At 60.1% G+C, this 13,262-nt stretch carries 8 protein-coding genes and 2 pseudogenes; 7 read left to right on the forward strand and 3 right to left on the reverse strand.

From position 1 onward, the window contains the following. Positions 1-76: 76 nt before the first annotated feature. The 7 genes and pseudogenes from AWB69_RS46655 to AWB69_RS43650 all read left to right on the forward strand — a co-directional run. A pseudogene (locus AWB69_RS46655) lies at positions 77-280 on the forward strand (DDE-type integrase/transposase/recombinase); the annotation flags it as partial. A gap of 60 nt (positions 281-340) precedes the next feature. Then, positions 341-532: pseudogene (locus AWB69_RS50120) on the forward strand (hypothetical protein); the annotation flags it as partial. 32 nt (positions 533-564) lie between these two features. After that, positions 565-1,068 carry a hypothetical protein gene (locus AWB69_RS43630; protein WP_062092974.1) on the forward strand — a complete coding sequence of 168 codons (504 nt, stop codon included), beginning with the start codon at positions 565-567 and terminating at the stop codon, positions 1,066-1,068. A gap of 377 nt (positions 1,069-1,445) precedes the next feature. Beyond that, positions 1,446-2,999, forward strand: a complete 1,554-nt coding sequence (locus AWB69_RS43635; protein ID WP_062092975.1) for a hypothetical protein — start codon at positions 1,446-1,448, stop codon at positions 2,997-2,999. Then, positions 2,996-4,228 (forward strand): hypothetical protein, encoded by a 1,233-nt coding sequence (locus AWB69_RS43640; RefSeq protein ID WP_062092976.1) that lies wholly within the window; start codon positions 2,996-2,998, stop codon positions 4,226-4,228. Before AWB69_RS43635 ends, AWB69_RS43640 begins: the two co-directional genes overlap by 4 nt. Continuing rightward, positions 4,221-6,968 carry a hypothetical protein gene (locus AWB69_RS43645; RefSeq protein WP_156529198.1) on the forward strand — a complete coding sequence of 916 codons (2,748 nt, stop codon included), beginning with the start codon at positions 4,221-4,223 and terminating at the stop codon, positions 6,966-6,968. Before AWB69_RS43640 ends, AWB69_RS43645 begins: the two co-directional genes overlap by 8 nt. Before the next feature lie 71 nt (positions 6,969-7,039). Next, on the forward strand, positions 7,040-9,355 hold the full coding sequence (locus AWB69_RS43650) for a hypothetical protein (protein WP_062092978.1): 2,316 nt from the start codon (positions 7,040-7,042) through the stop codon (positions 9,353-9,355). Between the two features lie 23 nt (positions 9,356-9,378). Here AWB69_RS43650 and AWB69_RS43655 read toward each other — a convergent pair whose 3' ends face one another. From AWB69_RS43655 to AWB69_RS43665, 3 genes are read right to left on the reverse strand one after another with little or no spacing between them, the layout of a single operon-like run. Continuing rightward, on the reverse strand, positions 9,379-10,515 hold the full coding sequence (locus tag AWB69_RS43655) for a patatin-like phospholipase family protein (protein ID WP_062092979.1): 1,137 nt from the start codon (positions 10,513-10,515) through the stop codon (positions 9,379-9,381). Between the two features lie 11 nt (positions 10,516-10,526). Continuing rightward, positions 10,527-10,916, reverse strand: a complete 390-nt coding sequence (locus tag AWB69_RS43660; protein ID WP_062092980.1) for a PGDYG domain-containing protein — start codon at positions 10,914-10,916, stop codon at positions 10,527-10,529. Between the two features lie 15 nt (positions 10,917-10,931). Continuing rightward, positions 10,932-12,611 carry a hypothetical protein gene (locus AWB69_RS43665; protein WP_062092981.1) on the reverse strand — a complete coding sequence of 560 codons (1,680 nt, stop codon included), beginning with the start codon at positions 12,609-12,611 and terminating at the stop codon, positions 10,932-10,934. Positions 12,612-13,262: the final 651 nt, after the last annotated feature.

Raw genomic sequence — 13,262 nt, forward strand, 5'->3', positions numbered from 1 at the left:
GGGCTCTGTTAATTCGGAAGCAGGTCTACCAAGTTAGCCACGTTCCCATACGACCTGGCGTGACAGCTTGACAGCTAACCTGATCGAACAGGATCATCGAAACATCAAGTCCAGAACAAACGTGATGCTCGGATTCAAATGGTTCAGGAGTGCCGCGACCACGATTTCAGGCATCGAGTTGATGCGTCGCATTCGCAAGGGGCAGTTTGATCTCTCTGCTCTCGCGCTTGAGGACTCCGCTGCGCTCTCCGTCAGGAATGCTGTCCTGCTCGATCGATAAGGTATCCATATTTATAAGAAACATTTCGGTCACGCCACCTATTTGCACTAGAACCCGGGCGAACGCGAGCGTCCCATTCGGGGCTTTCGCGACCAGAAACGCACGCAGCAGTTTCTATCGTGCTTTGGTCCTCTTCGTCAACACTTCGCGCTCAAGCGACATCTGCTGCGCGCTTCACTCCGCGCTCAAGCGACATCTGCTGCGCGCTTCACTCTATCGCAGACAACTCGCCACTCGTTGGCGCGGTCGTGAAAGCCTGTGAGACGATCCTCTTGGAGTCCGGAATGATTGATGAGGCTTACGCCCACTACGCAATCATCGCCAATGAAGGAACCACCCATCTGGCGACGTTTCGCGCCATCGATAAAAAGTACCCGCACAAGCAGCCGGGCGATGTCTTGCACGACCTCGTAGCCAGCGATCCTGGCTACGAAGGCAAATGGTTTGCAGCGGCCAAGGACGCAGGCCTTTTCGAGTTGGCCGCGTCGCTTGCAAGGCAAAGTCCGACCGATCCGCGAACGCTTACGCGTGCAGCGAGAGACCTCGGCGAGAGCCAAGCTGACTTCGCGATGTCATGCGGGCTAAGCGCGCTCCACTGGATGGCAGCGGACTATGGTTACGATATTACGCGTGTCAATGTACTCGACGCATACGCTGCAATCGCGCGCGCCGGCGAAACGCTGGGGATAGCCACGGCCGAAATCAACGCACGCATTCGAGCTCGACTAGGCAACCTGGGCACAGATCGATCAATGGTCGCGAAAGCTTTGGCACATCATCTCCGCTGATGCGAACGCCTGCGTACAAAAGCCAGCGTGTGTCGAAATGATTATCGTGAATTGTCCGAATGGCTCTTGGCGAGCGCAGCGCACTCCATGACTTTCGCCGGTCCATTGGAAACGTTCTCATTTCCCGCAAGCGGTCATTGAAGGCCTGACGCGAGCGCAGGCCCGCCAATGTCGGGTCCCGCACATTACTCACCCGGTTTCGTCTGGTAGTCTCTTTCGACAAGGTCTTTGTTACCGAATCCAGTGCTCGCTCGAGATATTCTGGTGTTGCAATCGATTTGTTCGCACTTTGGGGACCGCGGTTCCTCGCCCTCCCTTGCCGAAAGTCCTCCGTCGCTCGCGCCAGGCGAATCGACACTGACTCGGAGTACCGACGTATGGCGGTCGACGACGAACGGATCAAATTGCGCGGGCGCCGCAGCGCGGGCAGGCAATCGGACTTATACGAAATCGAGGGCGACGCCGGCACGCTGCTCAAACTGTTTCGGCATGCAGGCAATCAGGCGCAACGGGATCGTATCGATCGCCTCATCGCGTCCGGCTCATCCCGGCTACGCGCCCGCTGTGCGTGGCCGCTACGCCGTCTCACGGTTCAGACCTTCGACGCCGTCCTCGTTCCTTGCGTCGAACATGGAGCGACGCTAGCGGACCTGATACCACGCAATAAACGGCAACGGACCTTTCCCGGACTGACGTGGCGCGACATGATCCGGTTTGCCGCGCAACTCGCCGATTGCGCCGCTGCCGTGCATGCCGAAAACATGCTGATCGGCGACTTCGAGCTGCACAACGTGCTCATCAAGCAAGACAAAGAGCTCATCCTCACGCGATGTGACGGGTTTCTGCTCGAAGGAGAAGCCGTCGATCCTGCCGATTCGGCGGCGCAATGGCAATATCCGCCTCCCGAAACGAATGCACCGGCCGACGGACAGCTCAAGCGAACGACCGACCACGACAACTTCACTTTGGCGAGGCTGATTTTCCAACTCGTCTTCGTCAGCGACGAGGCGAATCCGGACAGCGTGAAGGATTGGGCGGCGCTATTGCGCACGCAAGGTCCAAGCGGTGCGCAACTGAACGCGACGCGTCGAACGATGTTAAAGATGCTGTCGCCAGAACTTGTCGCGTGCTTCAGGCTCGCGCTCGATCCGTCGAGCACGCGGTCGTCGCCGCGTCCGAGCGCGGAACTGTGGTCGCGCGAGTTATCGGCGATGGCCGACTCCATGCGCGCTTGCACGCAGGTCAGCACGCATGCATACCGTGACGGTTTGGAGAGCGGTTGCCCATGGTGCGCGCTTGCAGCCAAGGATCGAGAACTGGACGAGTTCAGCAATCCGCGCAGTCCACCTGTGGGGCCGCGTCCGCCTGCGCCTCCCCTGCAAGAGAAAGCTGCCCTCCTGTCTTCACCCCAGAAACGAAAGCGCCTGTACGTCGGGCTCGGCGCACTTGCCTGTTGCGTGCTGATTCTCGTTCTCTCCAAAAAGAATGAGCAGGCTTCGACGACAACCGGCGTCGCGACGCTTGACGAACGCGCCGACGCGCTCATCAACGACTGGTTCGACGCGATCAATGCGCAAAACGGCGATCCCGGCGCCGTGACAAAGCTCTATTCGGCCTCCGCCGTGGCGTACGACGGGAAGGCGGAATCGCAACCCAACGTGTTTTATCCGCACATCTTCGCGAAGTACACAAAGCGCGACTATCGTCCCGTGCCCGGCACCCTGTCGACCTCGTGCAACCCGCAGAACCAGACATGCACGGTCAACGTTACCGTCCGGTTCGAGGTCACGCAAAGCTCGGGCACGCATGGAGGATGCTGGCAGTACCGGTTCACGGTGAACGCCTCGAGCCAACCCGCGTCGATCGAGCGGGAGGATGGCCAAGGCATCCAGTGCAGCTTGGTGGCCAATTCATCGGGAGCCAGTCAATGAGCACCTCGCACAGCGACGTCATCTCCGCGTTTTGGAGCTACCCGCGCATGCGTAGCGGACCGGGTCTGGACGCGCTGTTCCGCTCGATGGAAAAGCGCCTTGCCGATGTCGTGCTACCCGCCACCATCGAGATCTTCCGCGACACCAGGCTCAAACGGGGCATCGGCTCGGGCTCCAACTGGAGCGCCGAACTCGTGCGCGCCGCAGGTTCGTCGATGTTGTTTTTCTGGAATCAATCGCCGCTTTGGGTCTACAGCGAAATGTGCAAGTTCGAAATGGAGATGTTCCGCAATCGGATCGATCGCGTTGCCGACCGATTCATGCCGGGCGCTTCCGGAGACCAACTCGACGAGCTGCGCAAGGCCATGATCGTACCGATCCGATGGCACGGCATGTCGCCCGATCAGTGGCAGAGCTTCACGGGCCCGAACGCTAGCCTCATCCACCGGGAATGGGATTTATCGAACATCATCACCCCGCTCGACTTTTCCGTGCAGCGCGACGGCGATGCGCTGCCGGACGCGGGCTTTTACGAAGGCGCGGCAAACGTCGCCGCGCAGTTCATCAAAGCGCAGATCGAGCACATCTACCAATTGATCAACGTCAAACGCGCCGACCTGCTCGAATTTCTCGCCACGGACCTTCCGGACTTCAGAAATTATTGGAATGCGCAGTTCACACGGCGACACCCGTCGGACGATGCGGAAAACGATTTGCCCAGCGCCTCGATCCACGGCTTGTCACTCGAATGCAACGAGCAGCGACGGCATGCATGGAAAATGACCGAGGGCAGCACGACGCGGCAGAGCGAACATCTGCCGGTACTCATGACCTTAGTCTGGCCGGGCGAGTCCGACGCGAAGGGCTTCTGGGCCTCGAGCGGTCCACTCGCCTCGTCCCAAGCCGATTTCTGGCAGAGCTACTATGTCCCGGCCGGCGCAGCGTCGCACGATAACGCGGGTTCCTTGCTGTTCGACGCGCGCTCGGCGCGGGAACTGCAGGGCGCGGTCAGCAAATTCGGTTTGTCGCTCCCTGATGCGGCGCAAGCCAGGCGTCTGCGCGAAATCTACGATTTGCTACGCAGCACGCGCTATCAGTTGCGTTTCACGGTGCGCGCTCGCGACTTCTGGTATTTGAGTGAAGCGGGCGAGCTCGCAAAAGAACTCGAACGGAGCACGGCCGCTCAGATCGTCCTCGTCGAACCCTTGCGCCAGCGCGATCATGAATGAACCTCAGACGAGTGGAACGACCAGCGAAGCCGCGCCGAGCAGCAATGCGGGTGCTCAAGCTAAAGAAGCCGCACCGAGTGACCGGGCAGCCAGTGGGAGCGGCGTCGACGGCGCAGGGCTGGGGGCCGCCCCCGGGGCCACTCCCAGCGCCGCTGACACCCCCGCGCAACCGAGAGCCGGCGTCAGGCCGGAGGCCAACCAGAAGCGCATGTTCAAGGGCCTGGATTCGAGCTTCACGGTGACTGAGGCGCTTTCGTCGTTCCGATTCAGACTCGGCATCGACGAAGCACTTTGGCGCGCCGTGGTCGCCGCTTTACGTACAGTGCTCGCCCCGCCGCTGCCTGGCAAGTGCACTGGCCTCATCGTCTCCGACGAGCGGCTGCTCGGACTTGCCGCCGCCGAACTCTTCGCGGCGCCGGACATCCATGTGCCGCTCGAGACGCCGCCGTCCGGCCACGAACGGCTCAGCAACGCCGTACGGATGCATCACCGGCCGCGTGATTTCCTGCGCAAATGCCGCGATCTGAACGCGCCCGACGGCCCATTGCTGATGCTGGGCTGGGATGTGGAACACTTCGATCACGCGACCTCGGTGAACCTTGCATCGCCGTCGTTCGCGCAAGCGCTGCAGCATGGCGTGATCTGCCTGACCCAAGCCGACAATGTTGACGCAAAGGTTGAACTGGGTTCGTTGCCCACCTTGCTCAACGTCTCGGACCGCGCACTCGAAATCGTCATGCAGACGATTCGCAATCTCGAGCTTCCGGCCTCGCTCGGCGTTGACGACGATCGTGAACTTGAGAGACTCGTGCTGGACATACATCGAACGTGGCCGCTGGAAGCCATCCTCACGAGCTTGAACATGCCCGGCCACGTCGATTTCGTTCAACGCGCGTGGCAGTCAAAGTCGCTGGACTATGCACGCTCGTCGACGCTCTTTCACGAAACCGTGCTCGACCCGAAAGAGGAATCACCGCGTGAGGCCGCGTGCCTGTTCCTCGTCTCGCACTTCGCGCGATTGACCGCCGACCAGTTCGTCGAACTCGGCGACGAACTCGCGTTGGAAACCCCCGCAAAGCAGCGTCCCTCGAATCGAATACGGCAATTCGACGGCATTACGGATGAAGTGCTCGATCGTTGCAACATCCGGTTCACACCGGTGGGGCGAGGTTCCGCCATTGCGGAACTCAAAGGCGCCCAGGACGGAGACGGCGAAAGCGAGATCGATAGTGCTCAGCATGCGGCAATGCTCGAATTGATGTTCAAGCACGAAGCGCCATTATTGCGCGAGCGCTATATCCGGCTGCTTGAGCAACGTCTCACGCACGGCCACACGTCGGACGCAATCGCGCAACGTTTTCAACGGCTCGAACTCGACGGAGTCCGGGCGCTTGTCTATGAAGATCACGTCGTCGCGTGCGACAGGCTGAAGCGGCTCGTCTACGGTGACCTCCAGAAGGAACTGACGCCCCGGTCCGATTTATCGGAGGCTGCCTCGGTCGCCCGTCACGAAATGGCTCTGCGGCGATCCATCGAAAGGACGCCGGCGTTGATCTTGGAGTTCGCGGGGCCCTCACCCGACGACCGTTTGCTCGACGTGATTCGCTCGTTGTGTTCACCCGACCCCACTCCGGACGTCGCGCTGCCCCGGCAAATGCTTGCCGACAGCGCCGCCTTGCTGTTCTGGCATCTGTACGCGCAATACCCGCGACGAATCACGCTTGATACGTATCGAAGCCTGTTTCGCTCGCGCACCACCGACGACGATCGCGCACGCGCGGCACTCATCAATCACCTCCGTTGGCTGTTTCATTTCGCCGAACCCAGAGAGCGCAGGCCAATCCAGTTGGCCGGTTTCGACAGCCTGTCGCTGCTGGTCATTTTGATCGACGATGTCGTCCGCTGCTTCGACCGGATCGAGCCGACCTGCCCGATGGACGCCAACGCCGTCCTGCTCGTCGAGAGTTGTGCGTACTACCTGGACCGAGGTCTGCACGGAGCGTGCTGGCGGGATGTCGAGCGTTGGAGTGCTGACGAATCCGACGACGTCACCGTCGAGCAGCGGAAAATCGCCCTGATTCGCCGCCTGTCGAGCGGCGTCTCTCATTGGCTCGATCGGACGTACGTCAGCCGGGAGTCGCTGGACACAGCCGACGACGATGAAGTGCTCGAAGAAGCGACGACGTTCTGGTTTATCACCATGGAAGTCGCCGACGCTGTGTTCGGCAGTTCAGCGTTCGGTGCAGCCGAGACCAACGCGTTGAGCTGGTGGCTCGCGTTGCAGACGGGGCTCGATCCGAACCACCCGGGCACGCTCCCGTTCAACACGCTCGCGTGCTGGCAAAGCTTGCTGACACCGCTTTCGGATCAACCTCTGTATTTCATTGCTTTTCGCGCAGCAATTCAGCCTTTGCTCGCAATGCTGCCTGTCGTTGTACTGATGGCGATGACCTGTCGCGGGTCCGCATCGCGGGAGACGGGCGCTACAGATGCCACGGGCCCTGCGGATTTTGTATTTTCCGACGCGATGAAAGCATGGCTCCGCGGTCGCGAGGAATCGCGTACACGCGCCCGGGGGTTGCTTGCACGCATTGAAGCATGCTGGCCATTGATATCGAACTGGCAGCGCATCGGGAAAAGCCAGTTCGAAGAAACTGATCTGGAGCGTGCCAAATCCATGCTCGGCGATCGCGTGTCGAATTTGAAGGCGTTCGCTGGGTGCCTGATGGCGCTGGGTTAGCATTCCGCACGATTATCCAAACCTGTCGGCGCATGCAGCGTTTCTGCGTGTCCCATTGAGAGAAGAACAACATGGATATCCAATCGCTGTTCCAGTTTGTCCCAAAGGGAACCAAGCCTCCTGCCGCGACCCGCGATGAGTTTCAGTTCCCCATCGAGCGCGCCGCCCGCAAGATCGGCACGGTGTTCGGCATACTCCAGGATCGCGAAGTGGCACGCGTGTTCACGAATCAACGATTCGTGTCGCAAATCAACGTCGATGTGCCGGACATGAGCACGCTGACCACGCGCCAATTCCGTTGCGTGGTTCGCCTCGAAGGCGTCGTTGAGCCGAACTCCGACGCCGCGCGTAAATTCCTGCAGCGCGCGCTCAAGATCGATTTCAATTTCGCGCCGACGTTCAAGCAAGCGATCGCGAACGCGACCGCACGCTACGGCCGCGACATCGGAAACGCCTTCGCGAAACTGTGGGATAAGCCGGGAAGCTGGAACGCATGGCGCGGCGCCATCAGGGCCGCGCTGGTCGAGGAAGGCTTTCCGGTCACCGTGGTCGACGTGACGCCCGTTTCGAATGACGTGCGCGAGTCCGTCGATTTTTATGACCAGTCGAATTCGCTGACGGTGCGCACCTCCGATATGCTGCAAAGCAACCGGGTGGGTTACAAAGCGCGTCTGGTATGGGGCAAGACCGAAACAATGTCAGTGGCCCGGCTCACCTACGATGGTCCTACTGAGGGCCGGCTGCCGGGCGCGCGACTGAACCATCCGTTGGTCGCGAATCAGATTCAACCCGTCGAGGCGTGGTTCAGGGCGTTGCTCTCCGAGGAGTTATCGAAGCGGACGTGGGTCGAAATTTGCGCGGCGACACCTGAGACCATGGCCGATCTTGCCCGCAATATCTCGCCCGTGCTCGGCGCCGGCACTGGGCGGATCGTGCAAACTCTGGTGCTGTACCCCGTCATGGATGCGCAGGCCGCCCGTGCCGAATCCACGATCCGTTTCACCGCCCGTTATCCGGTCAACGGCATCAAGGGCGACGGCATAGAAGTCGAGCATGCGATCCAATACAAACTGGTCGATCGGGACCGATGGGAAGCAAACGGCTCGCCGATCCCCAGCGACTTTTTGAAGAACTATGCCGCCGAAGCTGCGAAAGCCTATCTGCTCAACAAGCGCTTCGAGGACGTGATTGGCGGGTATCTCAAGGGCGCGAATGGGGATCGCGTGTTTTCAAACGCGATTGCCGAACGCATCGCCGCACCCGCGCGGCAAGTCGGCTATTCGATCGAATCGGTCGCAGCGGTGCTCGCGATCCCGCAGATTAATTTCATTCAAGGCCACTCGATCGCGATTGCCGAAGATGAGTACGGACTTCAGGACCCCACCATCAAGGCGATCGTCAAGATCAAGTGCGAGGTGCGGGTGCATAACAACGGCGGCAACACGTTCGCACGCGCTCTGTCCGCGTATGACGACTTCGAATCGCGCATCAGATCGGCGATCACCGAAGCTGTTCGCAACGCGCTCAGCGCCGAGAGCGCATTCGACTACTACAGTTCCCCCTACGTCAATGGCGTTCCCGCGGCAATTGAAGCCGACGACACGATTCACGACACTCCGACGCCCGTGCGCAGACAGGACCTTCCGACGCGAATCCACCAAGGGGTCGACGAGGTTCTCGGCCGGACCTATGGTCTCGAGACGACGACCTTCCGGCTCGAACCCGGAAACGATCCGATCATCGAGCGAATGAACTACCTGGCGCGTCGGCCGTTCTCCGTGCGAGTGCCGTTGACCATCACCCGATCGAGCACGCGGACGACTATCGAGATCAATGCGCACGCATCTGTGTTCATCGAATCCGTCGATCAGCAGAACTGGACAAGCTTCTATTTGAATGCCAAGCGCCTGGACATGAAGCAGCACACCGATCTCATTGAAGATACGCTGAAAGACTGCCTCGAATTGCTCAAGAGCATTGTCGTCAACACGCCGCGGGGGGCGCTGAATTCCGATGAAGTCAGGCGGACTGTCATCACGCATTTCGCCCAGCGCATGAGGGAACATCTCGGACTATGCGTCACGCTTCACCCGTTGCTGATCGACGTGCATTATCCGGCTCTTGGCGACGTCGCCGCGCTCGAGCTGGCTGCATTGACTGAGGAATTCAAGAACCTGTTAAACAAGCGCGCAGAGATCGTCGATCATGGCGACGGGTTCATCAGTAATCCGCGGGAGCAAATCAACAAACAGATCGACGAGGTCAAGAAAGAGATGAAGGTGCTGCAAGTCGAGGTCGAGCGGGAATCGAACACTGCCGAAACGATACATATAGAAGAGCCGTTGGGTCCGCGGCAACTCACGCTCCGGCCTCCGGCGGCATCCTGAGCTTTGCCTTGATGAGGTTCACCTCAAGCTGAATCGCGAGCGCCGCCGGAGCCGGCATCGGGCGGAAAGTCAGCGAAATGCTCAGGCTTGACCTGCAGCCGGCCAACGGCATCGCCGATCTCCGAGCAGGCTGTCATGGCGTGAATGTCGTCGAGCCGGAACGTGTTATGAGCCAGATGCGCACATCCGATGGCCTCCAGCCCTGTCGGCGTCAGCAGCGCGTTGTAGCGCATGTACGAGAAGAGCGGCGTGCCGCCTATCGGCGTATGGCCGCTGAAGTCGCCCACCTCACTGTCGATCTCGTCGCCGGCGAGCACACGTGCGAAAGCGCGGCACTGCATATCGACCTCGGTCGTGCCGGCAAACATGAGCGACTGCATCGCTCCAAGCACGGTGGCGGCCACTTGCGTGCCGGCGAGCGTCTGCTTCATGATTTCCTTCGGCAACAGGCCCGTCCCGACCGACACCAACAACATCCGATCGGCGCCGGTAGGCCATTCCAGTCGATAGGACGGCAGCGTGGCCATCTGGAACAGCTTGAACGCAGGATTGTTCAGCGACGAGATGGCGCCGTCATAAAACAGATGGTCTTGGGAACCAACGCGAATGCGCTCCGGCTCAAAAAAATACGGCGCCGCAGTGCTCGCCCGTACCAATTGCCAAAGCGGAAGGTTCAAATTGCTGTCGGCGCCATACTGCGCGCCGTTGTATTTGGCGCGGGGATTGCTGCTGACCGGCCATGGCGAATTGGTGCGCGCGTTGAGCATCACCAGCATCAGCAAGGTCCTGAGTCTGGTCGATCCAAGCGTGGTGTCGGCGCTGAAGATCTTCTGCAGATAATCGCGCAGCGCCGAGGCATCGTAACGCGCGAAAAGCAGGCGCTTGACCAGGTTGTCGGTCGGCGCGAACATCGCGCCGGCATCGCGGACGAACAGCGCGTCGAGCTGTTGCACGCTCATACCGAGTGCGATTCCCGTGGCAAGAATGGCGCCCGCGCTCGTGCCCGCGACGTAGTCGAAATAATCAGCGAGCACCAGGCCGGGACGACCGCTTCGTTCGCGCAACAGGGCTTCGATCCGGGCAAGGATCCGCACGGCGAGCAACCCGCGAACGCCACCGCCGTCGATGGCGAGCAACTTTCGTTGTTTGAGGGTATCCATATGCGCGCTCGTCAGCAGGTCAGCTCATAGGTTTGCCTGAAGATATTGTCGGCCACGACCCATTGTTCGCCGCTGACCGACGTGATGATCCAATCGCCCGGCTTGGCGTGCAGCGTGCCCTGACGGGAGCCGAGCGCGATTTCCGTCGCGATCGGCGTTTGCCGGGCGTCAACCGTTTCGAGTCTTTTCAGGTAGCTGCCGTTCTCGCCCATTCGCGTTGGCGCGACCGGTTCATAGGAAACCTCGAAACGCTCGCGGCCAATGGGCCAACGCTCGCCGGCGGGCCCGGTCGCCAATGCATCGCCCTGCGCGAACTTCACCGGACCTTCCAACGTTTGCATTTCGCTCGATGTCGTCGCGAACTCGACAAGGACCGCAATGGGTTTCTTGATGGCTTTCATAACGGGTTCGACAGATCAGTTTCCAACCGGCACCTCGAAGGGGCGATCGCGGTGAAGCAGCAACCACTCGGCGTTCTCGGCGAGCGCCTCTTGGCCAATGGCGGTTAAACATTGTTGCGCGCGGCGCACGTTGCCGGCGTTCGTCGCGGCCCTGAACTCCTTTAATGCGAGATCATAGAGTTGCCCCATGCGTTGATAACGCAAGCTTAACTCTTCGTGTGCATTGACCTTCTCGATTGCCTTGAAGATGCCTGCGAGGCCGAGCGCCAATGTGGACGTCAACAGCAGCCATTCACGCATTTCGTGCTCGAGTCCCGTGATATTTCCGATCAGGCACGGCGCGATCACCGCGAGCCCGACGAAGAATGCCGCCAACGCCGCGCTGTTCCATTGTTTCGCGCGGGCATCGTGGTGAAGCGCCTTGCCCGATCTCGAGTCGCGGCCGACGAAATAGTTTCGCTGGTTTTCCAGCCAGCGCTGGCGGATTTCACTAAACCACGCGAGTTCGTTGTGCGCGTCCGTCGACGGCGAGGTCATCAGCGCGATATTGCGCAACGTTACGCGAATCCAGCCGAGTTCGGTCGCCTGATGCAGCAGATAATGATCCGACACTTTCGTCTCCTGTCCCGCGATCACCCAGAATAGCTGCACGCGCAGTCCCTCGGCGAGCGCGCGGTAGTCGAGGTAGCGTTCATCGCAACGAAGATAGCCGAACGCCCAGCGATGAACCGCGAACGCAGCTAACAACGCAACGAGATAAGCGAGCACCATCCACTGGGTTGGGATCAGGCCGGTATAAAATTCATGGCTCAACACCGCGATTAAGACGATGCCGAGAATGACGAACACGGAGTTGCGCCGCAATGTTTGGGCCTTCATTGCATCGGTATCGGCGAGTCCGTACAGCTCGATGAGCGGTTCGAGCGACTCCGGAACGGGCATGCCTCGCGGCGACTTTCCCAGCAGGCTTTCCTTGTTCGATTCCACGAGGACACGCCATTTTCGCGAGCAGACGTGAGCCGACTCGGCGAACTTGCGCATTGAATCGATAATCCGCCGATCCGGTTCCACGACACCATGACGCGTGTTGAGTTCGCTCGAGGCTGGATGCAGAGCGCCGTGAACGCGGCGGCAATGAATATTCGAAACCGGCGCGCATTCCTCGGTCGGTAATCCGCCGCTAACGGGGGTGGTGACACCCTCGCGCGCAAATCGCACTACTTCGGCAGTCTCGCCAGGTTCGCCGTCTTCCGAGAGACCGTCCCACAAAGCGACGACGATCTGCGCATGACGGACAAAGAAACGGCCAAGATCCCGATACTGCTGACTTCGCTGATCGGGCACATCGCTCTCCAGCGTCGTGGCCATCGACAGTTCGCGCCGCCTCGTACATCGTGCGAGCAGCGAACGGAAACGCGTCAACGATTCGGCCGCGGGAAATTCCCGCTCGTAGTCGTCGAGTGGCATGGGCAAGATCGCCATGACTTCCCAGCCTGCCATCAGCGCAACCTCCACCGCCAACTGGCTGGTGCCCTCCGCGAGACTGCTCAAAAGACACGGCGTGAGAGGACCTGCGCACGCCGCCAACCGCCCTAGTTCAGCCGCGACGACTTCTTTGAGGCGCGGCTCGTCTTCAACCGGGAGATGGCGATAACCGATGGCTGCAACCACAAAGGGAACCTGGAATGTGTTCATCCGGCAGTCCTTAGGCGACGCGAGGGGAAGGCGACTGCGATCGTAAATGCAAGCAGGCGCCGATGCACGCGTCGGCGGCCACGTCCAGCGATGACCTTTGTCAATCAAAGAACGTTTTGCCGGAAGCATGTCAAGGCGAGGCGACGGGCGAAACCGATTATATCGATCGCATCGACGCCGAATCTGTGGCCGGCCGCACAGTTTGGCCGGCGAGTGTCGACCGCTCCGCTGCCCACTCTCATGGCTTTCAGCATCGGGTAACCGCGCTTGCACTGGTGCGCTAAAATGCGGCTCGCGATGGGGTAGTCGGGGCAGAAAAACAACTACGTCAAATTTGTCGGGCACTGGTGCTTCGCCGCTCGTCCGCTCGAAAATGAACTAGCCGACTTTCTACCTATAAACGAACGGACCCGCTCGTCATTCATGCCACGCACCACCCACACAAAGCGCGGTGTCCGCCATCTTTTGAAATCCCGTTCAAAGCGTGGGGCACTGGTCCGGTACGGCAATCGAATTGCCGAGGTACTGGCGTAGACCACAATAAAGTTGTGACCGATTCCGAATAAAAACGCCAATCCGCGTAAGCGGCGCCAAAAGACCGTTCAAAATCATGGATTTACGCGTAGCGCATTAAAAGTGTCATCCATTGAA

Source organism: Caballeronia udeis, assembly GCF_001544555.2.
Classification (GTDB): domain Bacteria; phylum Pseudomonadota; class Gammaproteobacteria; order Burkholderiales; family Burkholderiaceae; genus Caballeronia; species Caballeronia udeis.